At 55.1% G+C, this 17,574-nt stretch carries 13 protein-coding genes; 9 read left to right on the forward strand and 4 right to left on the reverse strand.

What is annotated here, in order from left to right; translation table 11 throughout:
• Nucleotides 1-321 precede the first annotated feature (321 nt).
• Together ACQKE4_RS07775 and ACQKE4_RS07780 are read right to left on the reverse strand one after the other, a co-directional pair.
• The gene (locus ACQKE4_RS07775) at nt 322-3,405 is read right to left on the reverse strand and encodes an efflux RND transporter permease subunit (protein ID WP_427387685.1); all 3,084 of its coding nucleotides are present in this window, start codon (nt 3,403-3,405) and stop codon (nt 322-324) included.
• 5 nt (nt 3,406-3,410) lie between these two features.
• Nucleotides 3,411-4,547, reverse strand: a complete 1,137-nt coding sequence (locus ACQKE4_RS07780; protein WP_427387686.1) for an efflux RND transporter periplasmic adaptor subunit — start codon at nt 4,545-4,547, stop codon at nt 3,411-3,413.
• A 242-nt stretch (nt 4,548-4,789) separates the two neighbouring features.
• Here ACQKE4_RS07780 and ACQKE4_RS07785 point away from each other — a divergent pair, with 242 nt between their 5' ends.
• From ACQKE4_RS07785 to ACQKE4_RS07805, 5 genes are all read left to right on the forward strand, one after another.
• On the forward strand, nt 4,790-5,764 hold the full coding sequence (locus ACQKE4_RS07785) for a malate dehydrogenase (protein WP_427387775.1): 975 nt from the start codon (nt 4,790-4,792) through the stop codon (nt 5,762-5,764).
• A 101-nt stretch (nt 5,765-5,865) separates the two neighbouring features.
• Nucleotides 5,866-6,153 (forward strand): DUF4160 domain-containing protein, encoded by a 288-nt coding sequence (locus tag ACQKE4_RS07790; protein WP_427387688.1) that lies wholly within the window; start codon nt 5,866-5,868, stop codon nt 6,151-6,153.
• Nucleotides 6,134-6,373 (forward strand): DUF2442 domain-containing protein, encoded by a 240-nt coding sequence (locus ACQKE4_RS07795; protein ID WP_427387689.1) that lies wholly within the window; start codon nt 6,134-6,136, stop codon nt 6,371-6,373. Before ACQKE4_RS07790 ends, ACQKE4_RS07795 begins: the two co-directional genes overlap by 20 nt.
• Before the next feature lie 592 nt (nt 6,374-6,965).
• Nucleotides 6,966-7,199, forward strand: a complete 234-nt coding sequence (locus ACQKE4_RS07800) for a hypothetical protein (protein ID WP_427387691.1) — start codon at nt 6,966-6,968, stop codon at nt 7,197-7,199.
• The gene (locus ACQKE4_RS07805) at nt 7,189-7,557 is read left to right on the forward strand and encodes a type II toxin-antitoxin system VapC family toxin (protein ID WP_427387692.1); all 369 of its coding nucleotides are present in this window, start codon (nt 7,189-7,191) and stop codon (nt 7,555-7,557) included. Before ACQKE4_RS07800 ends, ACQKE4_RS07805 begins: the two co-directional genes overlap by 11 nt.
• Before the next feature lie 2,932 nt (nt 7,558-10,489).
• On the opposite strand, the gene ACQKE4_RS07810 is transcribed toward ACQKE4_RS07805, so the two are convergent.
• On the reverse strand, nt 10,490-11,146 hold the full coding sequence (locus ACQKE4_RS07810) for an HAD family hydrolase (RefSeq protein ID WP_427387693.1): 657 nt from the start codon (nt 11,144-11,146) through the stop codon (nt 10,490-10,492).
• A gap of 185 nt (nt 11,147-11,331) precedes the next feature.
• Between ACQKE4_RS07810 and rppH the strand changes: the two genes are divergently transcribed.
• Together rppH and ptsP are read left to right on the forward strand one after the other, a co-directional pair.
• On the forward strand, nt 11,332-11,823 hold the full coding sequence (rppH, locus tag ACQKE4_RS07815; RefSeq protein ID WP_088701249.1) for an RNA pyrophosphohydrolase: 492 nt from the start codon (nt 11,332-11,334) through the stop codon (nt 11,821-11,823).
• Between the two features lie 84 nt (nt 11,824-11,907).
• Nucleotides 11,908-14,169: a phosphoenolpyruvate--protein phosphotransferase gene (gene ptsP / locus ACQKE4_RS07820; protein ID WP_427387776.1), complete on the forward strand. Its 2,262-nt coding sequence runs from the start codon at nt 11,908-11,910 to the stop codon at nt 14,167-14,169.
• A gap of 25 nt (nt 14,170-14,194) precedes the next feature.
• Here ptsP and ACQKE4_RS07825 read toward each other — a convergent pair whose 3' ends face one another.
• Nucleotides 14,195-14,968: an NRDE family protein gene (locus tag ACQKE4_RS07825; protein ID WP_427387695.1), complete on the reverse strand. Its 774-nt coding sequence runs from the start codon at nt 14,966-14,968 to the stop codon at nt 14,195-14,197.
• 237 nt (nt 14,969-15,205) lie between these two features.
• Between ACQKE4_RS07825 and ACQKE4_RS07830 the strand changes: the two genes are divergently transcribed.
• A complete protein-coding gene (locus ACQKE4_RS07830; RefSeq protein ID WP_427387696.1) occupies nt 15,206-16,393 on the forward strand; it encodes a response regulator in 1,188 nt (395 codons plus the stop codon).
• A 108-nt stretch (nt 16,394-16,501) separates the two neighbouring features.
• Nucleotides 16,502-17,296 (forward strand): prolipoprotein diacylglyceryl transferase, encoded by a 795-nt coding sequence (gene lgt / locus ACQKE4_RS07835; protein WP_427387697.1) that lies wholly within the window; start codon nt 16,502-16,504, stop codon nt 17,294-17,296.
• Nucleotides 17,297-17,574 lie beyond the last annotated feature (278 nt).

A 17,574-nucleotide genomic window follows, 5' to 3' on the forward strand; every position in this document is an offset into this window, starting at 1 on the left:
CCGGCACCGCTCCGCGCTGCTCCCGCGGGTGCGCCTGAGGCTTACCACGCGCTACTAAATCACGCCTGCATATGGAAATGTGAACATATGAATTTCCGTAACCCGTGTAAGACGACGGATGCACATTAGATGAACGATACATGAACCGTAGCGCGTGGTAACGAATCTCGCGAGGTACGAGCGTATGAGGCACCCGCGGGAGGCGTCGGAACGACGCCCAACGGCACCGAACCAACCACGCCCGCATAAGCCAACCCCGGCACCGCTCTGCTCCCGCGGGTGCGCTGACGCTTACACCGCGCTAGGAAATCGATTCACCCCTCACCCCCTGCGCCTTAACTTACCCCCAATCACCAACATACAAGGCGTAAGCAGCAGAGTAAGTGCGGTGCCGAAGGTGAGGCCGCCTGCTATGGCGCTCGACATCTGTGTCCACCACTGGGCGGAGGGGGCGTTAAAGCCTAGCGCGGGCGAAAACAGATCAACGTTGATACCCAATACCATCGGCATCAGCCCCAGTACCGTGGTAATCGCGGTTAACAGTACCGGGCGCAGGCGCAAGCAGCCCGCTTCCAGGGCGGCTTCTCCTGGGGATAAACCATCTCGGCGGAGCTCATTATAGGTATCGATCAAAACGATATTGTTATTGACCACGATGCCCGCCAGAGCAATAACACCCATCCCCACCATCACAATGCCGAAAGCCTGGCCGGTAATTAGCAGGCCCATCAGCACCCCTGCGGTGGAGAACACAATCGCTGAAAGCACCAAGCCCGCCTGATAAAAGCTATTGAACTGGGTCACCAGAATCAACGCCATCAAACCGATGGCGATCAAAAACGCGCCGACTAAGAACTGCATCGACTCCTGCTGATCTTCCTGCTCACCAGCCACATTGACCATTAACCCATCAGGTAAGCTGCCGCTGCTAGCCTCAAGCAGGGCGCGCAAGCGCTCATCGGCTAAATAGCCAGGACTAAGGTCGGCCTGAATGGTAATCGCCCGACGGCCATCAATGCGGCTGAGTGTGCCCACCTTGGGCGCCGGTGTTAGGGTTACAAAGTGCGAGATAGGCACCTGGCCGCGCTGAGTATTGATCGTTAAACGCTCTAACTGATCCAGGGATCGCCAGTTTTGTGGCAGGCGAACGCGGATGTCCACCTCATCGCTCACTTCCGGCGGGCGGTAGCTGGCGACCTGAAGGCCGGTCGTTAGTAGCTGTACCGCGCTACCAATCGTGGTTATATCGGTACCCATACGGGCAGCGGCTTCTCGGTCGACATTAATCTGCCACTCCACCCCCGGCAGGCTGCGATCATCCTGAATATCCACAAAACCGCCTAGTTCGCGCATCAACTGGTTCAGTTGGTTAACCCCCGCATCGGCAACGGCTGGATCGGTAGCGCTAATTTCAAGCACGATCGGTTTGCCACCGCCAGGGCCCATCTCCTGCTCCTGAAACTCCAGCGTGATGCCGGGAATATCGTGGGCCCGCTCAGCCATATCGGCCAAAATAGCCCGGGCAGGGCGGCGCTCATGCCAATCGATAAACTGAAACTGCAGCATACCGATGACATCATTGCCCATCTGCTCGTTAGGCACGGCAAAGGAGCGCGCATACAGCGCTCTTACTTCACTCATGCCAGATAGCCTTGCTTCCACGCGCTGCACAATGGCATCGGTTTCGACCGCGGAGAAGTCGCCTCGGGCGCGTACCAACACCTGCGCGCTGTCGGGTTCGACGTTGGGGAAGAAATCAACACCGTGATTGAAACGCGCATAGCCGGTATACAGCAGTATCATCAACAGCACGGCGACCAGCAGCACCCAAGCAGGGTGCTTGAGCAGTCTGGCAAGCAAGTGACGATAGCCGCGACCGAATGACGTTGTGGCCGCTTCATGTTTAGCGTCCAGGTCAGCATTGTCAGCAGTCACTTCGCTACGTGTAAACAAGCGCCCCAGGGTGGGCAAAAACACCAGCGCCATGGCAAGCGACGCCAGCAGACACAGAATCACCGTCGCGGGCAGATACTTCATAAACTGACCCACCACGCCAGGCCAGAAAAGCAGGGGAATAAAGACCGCCAGGGTAGTAGCGGTTGAGGCAATTACTGGCCAGCTCATCCGTGAAGCAGCGTTAAGCCACGCTTCGTGGGGTGTTTGACCATCGCGCAAGTGGCGATCAGCAAGTTCGCTGACCACGATCGCACCATCAACCAGCATGCCTGCCACCAAAATCAGCGCGAAAAGCACCACAATATTGAGCGTAAAGCCAAACGCCCACACCAGCAGAATACCGGTCAAAAAGGCGCCTGGAATCGTTAGGCCGACGAGTAACGCCATGCGCCAGCCCATGACCGCAACGATCACAATCAGCACCAGAACGACAGCAGTCAAAACGTTGTTTAATAGCTCAGAGAGCATATTTTCGACAGTCGTCGACTCATCCAAAATGGTCGTAAAGCGCAACTGTTCAGGAAGCAAGTCATCCGCTTGCGCCAAGCGCTCCCGTACGGCAGCAATGGTGGCGATAATATTGGCCCCTGCGCGCTTGGAGATCTCCAGCACCACCGCTGGTTGGTCATCAATACGGGCAAAGCCCTCAGGTTCTTTATAGGTGGGATTAATCCATGCTACATCGCCAAAGGTGACCACTTGGTCATCCTCAACTTTCACCGGCATATTCATAACATCCTCAAGGGACTCAATAATACCGGGGACCTTCAAGGCTAAACGGCCTGCGCCAGTATCCAAACTGCCGGCGGCCACCAAGCGGTTGTTACGCGATACCTGATTAAACAGCGCGTCAAAATCGACGCCGTAGCTCTCCAACACCAGCGGGTCGACGACGATTTCCAGCATATCTTCGCGGTCACCGGCGATATCAACTTCTAATACATCCGCGATGCCTTCGATCTCTTCCTGCAGGCGCCGTGCAATGGTAATCCGTTCGCGGGTATCCAGCTCCCCCGAAAGCCCGATGGTCAGCACCGGAAATTCGGAGACATTGACCTCCATTACCCTAGGTTCATCGGCCTCAGAAGGCAGTTCGCTGCGGGCAATATCCACCCGGTCACGCACATCGGTTAGCGCCGTGTCTGGGTTAAACCCTGCATCGAACTCAAGGGTAATCGAACCATGACCCTCACTGGATTTGGCGGTGAATTTGCGTAACCCCTCGATACCACGAAGCTCTTGCTCCATGGGCCGAATCAGCAGCCGCTCGCCATCCTCGGGGCTTACGCCCTCCAATGAAAGTGAGACATAAATCATCGGAATCGTTACATCGGGGTTGGCTTCTTTAGGGATCATCTGCCAGGCAGCACTGCCCGCGAGTATCAACCCCACTAACAGCAGTAACGTTGTACGAGTGTGGGTTAACGCCGTACTAATCAATTGGCGCATTAACACTATCCTGTGCGGGCGGCTGGTCTGAAGACTGTACTGGAAGCGTGCGGTGAGGAGGGCTGTGCAGACGTCGTCTCTTCAGCGGTGACGGGGTCTACTGTTTGACCGACATCGACCATGCCCGCGCCTAAGGTAATCAAACGCAGTGGGTCGGGTAGGCCGGTCACATAAGCCCGCTGAATATCCGCACTGACCATCTCAACGGCGGTCTGCTGCACCTGATCGTTCTCATCCAGGTGTTTAACTGCCAGTTGACCCTCACTGTTCAAACTCAGCAACGCCGGTGAAAGCGTGTGTACCTGGCGTGGGGGCAGGGTAATCGTTAGCTCCGCACTGCCGCCCGCTAAGCGCTTACCCGCGGGGTTATCCAACGTGGCTTCAATATAAAAGCTACGGGTTGCTTCCTCGGCACGGTTACTAATGTGCGTCAATTCGCCCTCTAAATGGTCACCGTTGAGTAGCCGCGCCGTGACCGGTAAGCCAATGGACAAATCGCCCACCTGCTGTTGTGAGACCCAGGCGGCGCCTTTTAAGCGACGGTCGTCGACAAGCTGGCCCCACTCTTCGCCCGGCTGCAGTAAATCGCCCAGCTCAACCTGCACGCGGTTGAGCACGCCCTCAAACGGCGCGGTAGGACGGCTGTCATCTAATTGGTTCTGCAACTGCGCCACTTGAGCAGCACTGGCGCTCAAGGCACTCTGCAAGCGTAGTAGCTCCGGCTGTGAAATAAGCTGCCGCTCGCGTAGGTTGCGTGCCCCAGCATACTCGGCTTGGGCCACGGCCAGCTCATCCTGGGCCTGCTGCAGTCGCTCGGGGAGGGCGTCGTTATCCAGCACTAATAGCGTATCGCCCGCCTCAACGCGGCTGCCTTGGGCAATCGGCTTTTCAGTCACAAACCCCGCCACGTTGGCGCGTAAGGTGGTTTCACGCTCAGCGGTCAACTGACCTTGAATGATCTGCTGGGGAATAAACGGTGTGCTCTGCTGCACGACAATTTCAACCCGCGAGTCCGCCTCACTGTGGGGAGTGGCGTCCGGTGGTGTGGTTTGGAAACGTTGGAAATTACCAAAAGCGAGCCATATCACCAGTACCAGCACGAGTAGGCTAGCCAAGGCATAAGAGAAGGGAATTCTTCGCATGGGGGCGTCCATGTCCTTAGCAGTACAAGTTAACATTACACGAAAGGAGGGGCGTTAAAGCCGAAGACACCATAGCGCAACTCGCCCTTTTCAGCGAGCAGCAAGCTAGTGCGGGCCTGATGACTAGTCTCATGTCTGATTGAGTTTTTGTCCGACTGGGCATACCATCTTGGCGTCTTGAGTTCTGTTGAGCCACTCCTCAGGCGAGAACCATCCCTAGGCGAACCAATCAAGGAGCAATGATGAAAGATCCAGTACGTATTGCGATTACCGGCGGCGCCGGTCAGATCAGCTACTCTCTCATTTTCCGCATCGCCGCTGGCGACATGCTGGGACCGGATCAGCCTGTCATTCTCCAGCTGCTGGAAATTCCTCAGGCAATGGACGCCCTGAGCGGCGTGGTGATGGAAGTTAACGACTGTGCCTTCCCGCTGGTCCAAGACATCGTCGCCACCGACGACCCGAACGTCGCATTCAAAGACGTCGACTTCGCCCTGCTGGTAGGCGCACGTCCGCGCGGCCCAGGCATGGAACGTAAAGACCTGCTGGAAGCCAACGCAGCGATCTTCTCCGTACAAGGTAAAGCACTGAACGACCACGCCAGCCGTGACGTAAAAGTGCTGGTAGTCGGCAACCCAGCTAACACCAACGCGCTGATCGCTTCCTGCAACGCGCCGGATCTTGACGCAGGTCAGTTCACTGCCATGACGCGTCTGGACCACAACCGCGCCCTGACGCAGCTAGCACAGAAAACCGGCAAGCACGTCACTGATGTTGAAAACATGATCATCTGGGGCAACCACAGTGCCACCCAGTATCCTGATCTTGCCCAGTGCAAAGTTGACGGCAAAGCAGCGTTTGATCTGGTTGAGCGTGACTGGTACGAAAACGATTTCATCCCCACCGTGCAGCAGCGCGGCGCGGCGATCATCAAAGCACGTGGCGCGTCTTCCGCGGCTTCTGCTGCCTCTTCAGCCATCGACCACATGCACGACTGGGCGCTAGGTTCCAAAGGTATCGTCAGCATGGCGATCCCGTCTGACGGCAGCTACGGCATCGAAGAAGGCATCATCTACTCCTACCCAGTGCGTTGCCAGGGTGGCAAGTATGAAATCGTTCAAGGCTTCGAGCTTGACGAATTCAGCCAAGAGAAGATGAAAGCGACCGAGAAAGAACTGCGCGAAGAGCGTGCAGCCGTCGAGCACCTGCTCGGCTAAACGCGCCCACTGCCGCTTTTAGACAAGCGCCAGTAAACGCCAAACCCCGCAAGCCACGCTTGTGGGGTTTTTTGTTGGTGTATTAAGCGTGTGCTTTGCGAGTGACGGTACCGCTGAGGGTTGCTATGCTTCTAGCATCATGGGAAGAGGTAATTGAAGTGCCAACATTACTAAATGAAAAAGGCTTCAAGTTCTTTTTTTATGCTAATGAACACCCTCCACCCCATGTGCATGTGATGAAGTCAGATGGCTGGGCTAAAGTCGAGATTGAGTCTGAAGTCGTGGTTTATTCATCATTAAAGAAGCAGGAGCTCAAGGAGTGTCTTGAATTGATTAGCTTGCATAAACAGCAATTTTTGGAGACTTGGAATGACTGGTTTAGCAGGTAAAGAAGTCCATTTTGATGACCATTATCTCCATGTCGAGTTGAGCGATGGGCGACGTATTTCAACGCCAATGAACTGGTACCCCGAGCTTGAACAGGCCTCTGTTAAGGTGCTGCGGCATTACCGGTTTATTTGTGACGCCACAGGCATTGAGTGGCCAGATATTGATTACCATTTGAGCATTGCTGCAATGTTGGAAACCCGCACACAGAAAGTAGCTTAAGCGCGCAGAGTTGCCGAGTTGAGTGCAGTGCCATTGGGCGTCGTTCCGCCGCCTCCCGCGGGTGCCTCAAACGCTCGCTGAACTCGCGTTCTTCGTTACCACGCGCTACGGGTGCGTGCATTCACCGTTCTATGTGCCCCCACGATGAATCCATACCCCCTCGTTTTTAAATGGGTCACGAAAATCCATGTGTTCCCATTTCCACGTGCAGGCGTGATTTAGTAGCGCGTGGTAAGCGAAGCGCACCCGCGGGAGCATCGCGAAGCGGTGCCGGGGTTTGTGCATTCGGCGTTTGATGTACCGCCACGATGAATCCATGCCTCTCGTTTTTAGATAGGTTACGGAAATTCAAGTGTTCACCTTTCCACGTGCAGGCGTGATTTAGTAGCGCGTGGTAAGCGAAGCGCACCCGCGGAAGCACCGCGAAGCGGTGCCGGGGTTGGAAGTCGTAGCACTTGGCAAACGTTAATGCGCTGATGTAAGAACGCTTTATAATTTAAGATTATGTACCCAACTCATTTAGCGACTCGAATTTTCCGCAGAAAGCGTGTCAAATGAGTAGATCAGCAATTTCGGTGCAGGGGAGGCTACGATGCATGCGATTGAATTTGAGACAGATATTCAGAATGGGGTAGTTAAAATTCCGGATGAGTACGGGCATTTAAAGAACCGGCACGCCAGAATTGTTGTGCTTTATGAAAATACAGCAGAAGAATTGAGCGCTTCTGTTAAGCAAGTGGGTATTGATTTCGCGACTGTAAAGGCGCCATCTCTGGCCTCTCATGATGGAGTCGAATACCAAAGGAAGCAGCGGGATGAGTGGTAGTTATCTGCTTGATACCAATGTCTTCATTAATGCCATTGAGCGTCAATTGCGTCTACCTTCTGCTCATTACGCTTATTCTGTCATCACCGAGCTAGAACTTCTGGCTTTTCCCGGCTTACCCCCGGAGGAAGAGCAGGCTATTAAAGTGATATTGAGTCAGTTAACTCGAGTGGAGCTTAATCATCAGGTCAAAGCCGAGACCATCAAAATACGTCGCAGTACGCAGATGAAGCTTCCGGATAGTATTATCTCTGCCTCCGCATTTGTGGCAGCCGCTACGTTGGTTACTGATGACGTCAAGCTAGCAGTGAAACATGCTGGTAATGTGATCTCGCTTGATGCTCTTCTAAGCCGTTAAGCATTTTTTTACTTATATTCGTGCGTAAGTCCGGCTGTTTAAAAGCCTCAATTTCGAAGCGGTGTCGGGGTTGGTGCGGTGCCATTGGGCGTCGTTCCGCCGCCTCCCGCGGGTGCCTCAAACGCTCGCTGAACTCGTACGGGTGCGAGCATTCACCGTTTTATGTGCCTACACGATGAATCCATACCCCCTCGTTTTACATAGTTCACGAAAATCCATGTGTTCCCATTTCCATGTGAAGGCGTGATTTAGTAGCGCGTGGTAAGCGAAGCGCACCCGCGGGAGCATCGCGAAGCGGTGCCGGGGTTGGTGCATTCACCGTTCTATGTGCCCACGATGAATCCATACCCCCTCGTTTTTACATAGTTCACGAAAATCCATGTGTTCCCATTTCCATGTGAAGGCGTGATTTAGTAGCGCGTGGTAAGCGAAGCGCACCCGCGGGAGCATCGCGTAGCGGTGCCGGGGTGCGTGCATTCACCGTTCTATGTGCCCCCACGATGAATCCATACCCCCTCGTTTTTACATGGGTCACGAAAATCCATGTGTTCCCATTTCCATGTGAAGGCGTGATTTAGTAGCGCGTGGTAAGCGAAGCGCACCCGCGGAAGCAGCGCGTAGCGGTGCCGGGGTTGGTGCGGTGCCAATGGGCGTCGTTCCGCCGCCTCCCGCGGGTGCCTAAAACGCTCGCTGAACTCGCGTTCTTCGTTACCACGCGCTACGGGTGCGAGCATTCACCGTTTTATGTGCCTACACGATGAATCCATACCCCTCGTTTTTACATGGGTCACGGGAACCCATGTGTTCACCTTTCCACGTGCAGGCGTGATTTAGTAGCGCGTGGTAAGCGAAGCGCACCCGCGGAAGCAGCGCGAAGCGGTGCCGGGGTGCGTGCATTCACCGTTTTATGTACCTCCACGATGAATCCATACCCCCTCGTTTTTACATAGTTCACGAAAATCCATGTGTTCCCATTTCCATGTGAAGGCGTGATTTAGTAGCGCGTGGTAAGCGAAGCGCACCCGCAGCGGCGGCCCGGCGCGGAAGCAGCGCGTAGCGGTGCCGGGGTTGGTGCGGTGCCATTGGGCGTCGTTCCGCCGCCTCCCGCGGGTGCCTCAAACGCTCGCTGAACTCGCGTTCTTCGTTACCACGCGCTACGGGTTCGTGAATTCACTATTCTTTGTGCGGCCACAATGAATCCATGCCCCCCGTTTTTAGATAGTTTACGGAGATTCAAGTGTTCCCATTTCCATGTGAAGGCGTGATTTAGTAGCGCGTGGTAAGCGAAGCGCACCCGCAGCGGCGGCCCGGCGCGGGAGCATCGCGAAGCGGTGCCGGGGTTGGTGCGGTGCCATTGGGCGTCGTTCCGCCGCCTCCCGCGGGTGCCTCAAACGCTCGCTGAACTCGCGTTCTTCGTTACCACGCGCTACGGGTGCGTGCATTCACCGTTTTATGTGCCTACACGATGAATCCATACCCCCTCGTTTTTACATAGTTCACGAAAATCCATGTGTTCCCATTTCCATGTGAAGGCGTGATTTAGTAGCGCGTGGTAAGCGAAGCGCACCCGCGGGAGCATCGCGTAGCGGTGCCGGGGTGCGTGCATTCACCGTTCTATGTGCCCCCACGATGAATCCATACCCCCTCGTTTTTACATAGTTCACGAAAATCCATGTGTTCCCATTCCCATGTGAAGGCGTGATTTAGTAGCGCGTGGTAAGCGAAGCGCACCCGCGGGAGCATCGCGAAGCGGTGCCGGGGTTGGTGCGGTGCCATTGGGCGTCGTTCCGCCGCCTCCCGCGGGTGCCTCAAACGCTCGCTGAACTCGCGTTCTTCGTTACCACGCGCTACGGGTGCGTGCATTCACCGTTTTATGTGCCTACACAATGAATCCATACCCCTCGTTTTTACATGGGTCACGAAAATCCATGTGTTCCCATTTCCATGTGTAGGCGTGATTTAGTAGCGCGTGGTAAGCGAAGCGCACCCGCGGGAGCATCGCGAAGCGGTGCCGGGGTGCGTGCATTCACCGTTCTATGTGCCCCACGATGAATCCATACCCCCTCGTTTTTACATGGGTCACGAGAATCCATGTTAAGCGAAGCGCACCCGCGGGAGCATCGCGAAGCGGTGCCGGGGTTGGTGCGGTGCCATTGGGCGTCGTTCCGCCGCCTCCCGCGGGTGCCTCAAACGCTCGCTGAACTCGCGTTCTTCGTTACCACGCGCTACGGGTGCGTGCATTCACCGTTCTATGTGCCCCACAATGAATCCATACCCCCTCGTTTTTAGATAGGTTACGGAGATTCAAGTGTTCACATTTCCACGTGCAGGCGTGATTTAGTAGCGCGTGGTAAGCGAAGCGCACCCGCGGGAGCAGCGCGCAGCGGTGCCGGGGTGCGTGCATTCACCGTTCTATGTGCCCCACGATGAATCCATACCTCCTCGTTTTTACATGGGTGACGGGAATCCATGTGTTCACATTTCCACGTGCAGGCGTGATTTAGTAGCGCGTGGTAAGCGAAGCGCACCCGCAGCGGCGGCCCGGCGCGGAAGCATCGCGAAGCGGTGCCGGGGTGCGTGCATTCACCGTTCTATGTGCCCCCACGATGAATCCATGCTCCTCGTTTTTACATAGTTCACGAGAATCCATGTGTTCCCATTTCCATGTGAAGGCGTGATTTAGTAGCGCGTGGTAAGCGAAGCGCACCCGCGGGAGCATCGCGTAGCGGTGCCGGGGTGCGTGCATTCACCGTTCTATGTGCCCCCACGATGAATCCATACCCCCTCGTTTTTACATGGGTCACGAAAATCCATGTGTTCCCATTTCCATGTGAAGGCGTGATTTAGTAGCGCGTGGTAAGCGAAGCGCACCCGCGGGAGCAGCGCGCAGCGGTGCTGGGTTGGTGTGGGGCGGTTTCTTACACCTCACACCCTAATCTCTTAAACTCATAATCCGCCATTGGCGCTCTTCGGCGATTTTACGCAGGGTGTCATCGGGGTCTACCACAACGGGGTGGTCGACTTTTTCAAGCAGCGGCAGATCATTATGCGAGTCGCTGTAAAACCAGGCACCATCCATTGATAAATTCTGCTGCTCCAACCACTGATTCAAGCGGGTGACTTTACCTTCGCGGTAGCTGGGGATGCCGGAAACACGCCCGGTGTAGCGGCCATTTGCCACTTCAGGGTTTACCGCAATTAAATGATCTACGCCCAAACGCTCGGCAATCGGTGCGGTGATAAAGCGGTTAGTGGCGGTAATAATCAGCAGCGTATCGCCTTTGGTGCGATGGCGGGCTAGCAGCTCTTCCGCCTTGGGCAGAATATGTGGCTCAATTTTGCTGATCATAAATTGCTGATGCCACGCGGAAAGCTGTTCAGGCGGATTATCGGCCAGCGGCTTAAGCGCCACTTCCAAAAAGGCCGCCATATCCAGGGTGCCCGCATTGTAATCGGCCATGAAGCGCTCATTGGCTTCCCGGTAAGCAACCGGGTCTACCGCGCCCTGTTCGAGTAAAAACTCGCCCCAGGCATGATCGCTGTCGGTGGATAGCAACGTATTATCCAAATCGAAAATGGCCAGACTCACGGCGCTCCCCTTATGGTTAGTGTTGTTTATAAAGCGCCGGATTATCGCAGAGTCGCCCTGGCTTTCCCACCAACGACCAGGCCAAGACAAAGTAAGCATTCACCACTTAGCGTTATATTGTATTGATACGCTTGTCTCCCTTGTGGAAAAATGGGGACAACTGAAAATTTATGAAGGTGAAGTCCGTGATCGACGCTGACGGCTTTCGCCCCAATGTTGGCATCATCATTGCCAATAGCCAGGGGCAGCTGCTTTGGGCGCGTCGGGTAGGACAAAATGCGTGGCAATTTCCCCAGGGAGGCATCAATGCAAGCGAGACGCCACAACAAGCGCTTTTTCGTGAGCTTTACGAAGAGATCGGCCTAACCGCCGACGATGTTGATATTGTTGCCTGCACCCGGGGCTGGCTACGTTACCGTCTGCCACGACGTATGATTCGCACACATTCGCGTCCGGTCTGTATAGGCCAGAAGCAGAAGTGGTTTTTATTAAAAATCCGTTGCCAGGAAAGCCAGATTTGCATGACGGCAACGCCTACACCCGAATTTGATGGGTGGCGGTGGGTGAGCTACTGGTACCCGTTAGGGCAAGTAGTTCCTTTCAAACGAGAGGTATATCGGCGCGCGCTACGAGAGTTATCTCCCCGCGTTCAGCGCCTGGCACAGGATGAAGATTAGGGCGACCGCGCTGCTCGAAAGGGCAGTGCAGGTCTGCCAGGAAATTCCTCAGCGAGGCAAATAATAGTGAAAAGTAAAACGTCCATGCTTGAGGTGTTGCGCCGAGTTATTCAAGAAGTGAATGGCGCTCGCAACCTCGACGCCGCGCTGTCCACGATGGTTCGCCGAATTCGTAAGGCAATGCAGACCGATGTGTGCTCCTTCTATCTTTACGACAAAGAGATTGAGTCGCTGGTATTGATGGAAACCATTGGCCTACGCACGCAAGCGGTGGGTCGCGTTGTACTGCCATTAGGCGAAGGCTTGGTAGGCCTGGTAGCGAAACGCAGCGAGCCGTTAAATCTCGAAGATGCCCAGACCCACCCCCAGTTTCGTTATTTCGAAGCCACGGGGGAAGAGCGCTACTCAAGTTTCTTAGGCGTACCGATTATTCACCAGCGCCATATGCTTGGCGTGCTGGTGGTTCAGCAGGCCGAAAAGCGCCGCTACAATGATGAAGACGAAGCATTTCTGGTGACCATGGCCGCCCAACTGGCAGGCGTACTTGCCCACGCATTAGCGACCGGCAACTTAATGCGCCCAGCACTGGCCGGTGGCCAGGCAATGTTTAAAGGCGTGGCAGCATCGCCCGGTATGGCCATGGGTGAAGCAGTCGTCATTACCCCGCCTGCTGATCTTAATAGCGTGCCTGATCTGATCCCAAGCGATCAAGATTATGAAGTCGCACGCTTAAAAGAAGCCATTGGCAAAACCCGCAATGAAATTCGTGCTGCCGCCGAGCGCTTAGCAAGCCGTATTTCCGCTCAAGAGCTGGCGCTGTTTGATGTATATCAACAGATGCTGGGTGAAGCAGCGCTTGCCGATGAAGTCGAAAAACGCATTCGTGAAGGGCAGTGGGCACCCGGCGCACTGGCCGATGTAGTGCGCCGCCACGTGCAGTACCTAGAGCGGGTAGACGATAACTACCTGCGTGAGCGTGCTGCTGATATCCGTGACCTTGGCCGCCGAGTGCTTGCGCACCTGCAGGAAGATACGCCCTCAACGCCAGAAACCTACCCCGATAACGCCATTTTGGTGGGTGATGAAATCAGCGTAGCAATGCTGGGTGAAGTGCCCCGTGACAAGCTCAAAGGGCTGGTCTCGGTGCGTGGCTCTAGCACCTCGCATGTAGCCATTGTGGCTCGCGCCATGGGCATTCCAACGGTGCTGGGCATGGTGGATTTACCGCTGCCGCGCCTGGGGGGAGCGGCCGTGGTGCTGGATGGCCACCGAGGCCGCCTGTTTGTCCGCCCAGCCGCAGAGTTAAAAGCGCGCTACGCAAGTTTGATCGCCGAAGAGGAAGCGCTCAGCGAGCTGCTTGAGCACGAACAGGATTTACCCAGTGAAACACCCGACGGCCATACCATGCCGTTAATGGTTAACACTGGGTTGGCAGTAGATGCCACTGCGCTGCTGAAAAGCCGCATAGGTGGAGTAGGACTATACCGCACCGAAGTGCCGTTTATGATCACCGAACGCTTCCCCGGTGAAAAAGAGCAAACCAAGCTCTACCGCGACCAGTTGGAAGGCTTCGCACCGCTGCCGGTGGTCATGCGTACCCTCGATATCGGCGGCGACAAAGATCTACCCTATTTCCCTATCGAAGAGGCTAATCCGTTCCTTGGCTGGCGCGGTATGCGAGTAACGCTGGATCACCCAGAAGTGCTGATGGTGCAACTGCGCGCCATGCTTAAAGCCTCGATTGATCTGGATAACCTCTACGTACTGTTCCCGATGATCACCAACGTGGAAGAGGTGGATGAAGCGCTGCGTCTGCTGGATCGCGCCATTTTAGAGCTGGGCGAAGAGGGCATTATTGTCATTCGGCCCCAGGTCGGCGTAATGATTGAAGTCCCCGCCACCATCTACCAAATGGATGCGCTGGCCAAACGAGTCGATTTCTTCTCCGTGGGCAGCAATGACCTTACCCAGTATTTACTAGCGGTAGATCGCAACAACCCACGGGTGTCGAGTCTTTACGATGCGCTACACCCCGCCCTGCTCGGTGCCTTGTTGGAGCTATCTACCGACGCCAAGCGGCTTAATAAGCCGATTTCGCTGTGCGGAGAATTGGCTGGTGATCCTGCTGGCGCGCTGCTGCTAATGGCCATGGGCTTTACCAGCCTTTCGATGAATGCGCCCAGCCTGCCTAAGGTGCGCGCCGCCATTCGTCGTGTGCCGTTTAGTGATGCTACTCAACTGTTGCAAGAAGTGATGGCGCTGGATACGCCCGCCCTGGTGCATGCGCATTTAGATCAGCGCTTAGATGAGTGGCAGCTGTCGCACCTGATGCCGCCACGGGATTAGGCTTTACCTGTAAAGTGATGGGGTGTCATAACGGATGTTTAGGAATCGCTAGGGTGGTTTCGCTTTCAAAGCGCCCTAGCGGCCCGAAGCTCTGTTCCGTTATCTCAATGTTGCCCGCGTGATCCAGCGTTAACCACGAAGTGGCGCGGGTACCGTAGCGCTCGCCAACAATAAATGCCGCAGAGAGCTGGCGTTCCAATTCAAGCCCTACGCCGGTATTCGGCAGCTCATCAATATCGGCTTCGTGAGGGTTTTGCATCGCGCCTTTTACGTTGTTTGGCCACTCAAGCCGAAAACTCTGCTCAAGCGCATTGCGCACATGGACAAGCTTTGGCCATGGTGAATTGAGGTCTGCGTTAGACAAACCATGCACGCCGGGGGCTACTTCGCTAAGAGAGAGGCGCTCTCGGCCGCGGTGCAAATGCCAAAGCCGCTGGGGAGTTGCAACGAGTAGGTTAAACCCCGCATAACGCAGTGCATCGCCTTGGCTTAGCGCTATTAACCACGCTTCAATATCGTCGCACTGCAGGGCATTAGCCACCAAATGTCCCCGGCTAGGGGTACCAGATGGCAATATTAGCTGAGGGTCGCGTACATTGGTTAGCGCCGCGACAATGCCACCTCGCTTTACGGCCAGCCAAGAGCCGCCTGCCTCTAAATCACGTCCACCGGCAATCTCGGCGTTATCTTGCCAATGATTAAGCGAAGCAGTGGGGCGTGTATGGAATTCATCACGGTTACCCATTAGCCTTAGCGGTACGGGGGAGCCGGGTTGCCATGCAAACGTTATTAAACACATATAGCAAACTCACAGGCAGAAATAATTAAAAGCGTTCAACGGAAGAGCAGCATGACATTAACTAAATGTAGACGTACACTAATGTCAGTATCACGTTTGTAGCATAAATCACGCTACTCCATGGATGCGCGATGGTGTGTTTAGCAACATCAGCACGCACTGCTAAGTTTCAACTACGCTGAGTTTCAACTACGGTCACGTTATCACAGGCCTTTTGGCCACGAGGAAGGCGAGATCATGCAACGCTATCAAAGGGAACACTTCTGGAACGCCATTGTATGGCCTCTAGTGTGGCCTTTGCTGCTTTCACAAGCGGCATTGATACTACTGTGCCTGGCAGTGGCCGCCGCAATATGGTGGATGTCGCCGAGTTATGTCTCATGGAGCACCACGCTATGGTTAACGTTAGCGCTACTCATGGGCAGTAGTTTGAATGTTGGTGCCTTTCTTATGCTAATAAAAGCGCGTGCCCGTCGAAAAGACACCCGCTTTATGCAAGAGCTGACTGAGCTTGAACAGCATAGCCAAGCGCTATGTGAGACGGCTGTCAGGTCAATAGCAGACCACAAATGCTCTCCGCCAAAGGCTATAGATGAATCCCACCTGCCACTCCAACGTCTGGCCAGCGTCAACGCTGTGCTGGCAGGGCTAGAGCGTTGCATGCACTGCTCACAAGTGGCCAGCAACGTTTCTAGAAACACTCAGCAAGAGCATGAACAGTCATTGTTGGCAGACCTGCAGCGTCAGCAACGGCAGCTTAAGCAGTTAACGGCAGGCCGTGATCGCGCACGTGAAGAGTCACGTTTAAAGTCTAGTTATTTAACGCTGCTGCAGAGTGAAACCGACAACTTAGACGAATATTTAAATGCCATGGCTGACGACGATACCAGTGCTAAATGTCTTCATAATATCACCAGTGTGCGTGAGCGGTTGTCGGATATCCGCGCGCTGTTGTCCAGCCTTGTGCAGCAAAGCACAGAGGAAGAGAGTGAGCGGCAGCAGGAAGAAAATGCCGTATTACAACGGCATTTGCGGGTGCTAGTGGTAGATGATGGACCCGTTAATTTGATGCTGGCGCGCCAAATGCTTGAAACCCAAGGGCTTCAGGTAGAAGGCGTTAGCAGCGGCGAGCAAGCATTAGAACGTCAGCGCAATAGTGTGTTTGATTTAGTGTTTATGGATATTTTTATGCCCACACTAGATGGACTCGAAACCACTCGGCGGTGGCGTGAATACGAGCGAAGCCACGGTGGTAAAAAAAGCGTTCTAGTGGCGCTAACTGCTAATATAGACAATGCTGGGCGCGATGCCTGTCTGGCCTCGGGTATGGACGATCTACTGTCGAAACCCTATCAGCCCGAAACCCTTCTCAATATGATTGCTAGCTGGTTCCCCGGCACAATGGCAGTGTCACCGTCTCCCTAACGTTACCAGTGCGATAATAATGGTGGCTTTCTAGCGAGGCGTAATTATCATTGTGCGCTTATCATTCGCGTTAGTGCTTACTTCCTTTGGTTAGATTAGAGAGTGTAAATGATTAATTACCCGACGATTGACCCAGTGGCTATTTCCTTAGGGCCGCTGCAAGTCCATTGGTATGGCTTGATGTACGTAGTGGGTTTTGCCGCCGCCTGGTGGCTTGGCTGCAAGCGTGCATCACGCATTGGTCTTAATAATGACGATATCAGCGACTTGCTGTTCTACTGCGCGATAGGGGTAGTGGCCGGTGGCCGCTTGGGCTACGCGCTATTTTACGGGCTGGGGCAGTGGTCGGCCGACCCGTTATGGGTATTCCGCGTATGGGATGGCGGTATGAGCTTTCACGGCGGGCTAATCGGTGTGGTGCTTGCCGCCTGGATATTTGCCCGGCGTAAACAGCTGGCCTTCCTAACGCTCACCGACTTTATTGCCCCTGTGGTCACTATCGGGTTAGGTGCAGGGCGCATTGGTAACTTCATCAACCATGAGTTGCCAGGCCGCGTTACCTCCCTCCCTTGGGGCATGCCATTTCCGGGTATGGGGCCTGAACCTCGTCATCCATCAGCGCTTTATGAAGCCTTTCTAGAAGGCGCTGTCCTGTTCGTTATTTTATGGTGGGTATCCGCCAAGCCAACCGCGCGGGGCTTAGTTTCCGGGCTATTTTTAGTCGGTTACGGCGTCTTCCGCTTCTTGGTCGAATTTGTCCGCATGCCAGATGCCCATATTGGCTATCTCGCCTTCGGCTGGTTCACCATGGGCATGCTACTCACACTACCCATGATCGCCCTAGGCCTGTTTATCATCGCCTGGTCCCGCTCACAGCCGGTGGATGTAAAAGTAGCAAGCTAAGACCATTTCGTAGCGCGTGGTAAGCGAAGCGCACCCGCAGCGGCGGCCCGGCGCGGAAGCAGCGCGCAGCGGTGCCGGGGTTGATGCGTTGCCGGTATCGGTAAATGTGCCACTGGGCGTCGTTCCGCCGCCTCCCGCGGGTGCCTCATACGCTCGTACCTCGCGAGATTCGTTACCACGCGCTACGGTATGTGCACAAAGCTGGATCGATAGGCTTTCGTAGCGCGTGGTAAGCGAAGCGCACCCGCAGCGGCGGCCCGGCGCGGAAGCAGCGCGCA

Source organism: Halomonas sp. NPDC076908 (genome assembly GCF_050269715.1).
Taxonomy (GTDB): Bacteria; Pseudomonadota; Gammaproteobacteria; order Pseudomonadales; family Halomonadaceae; genus Vreelandella.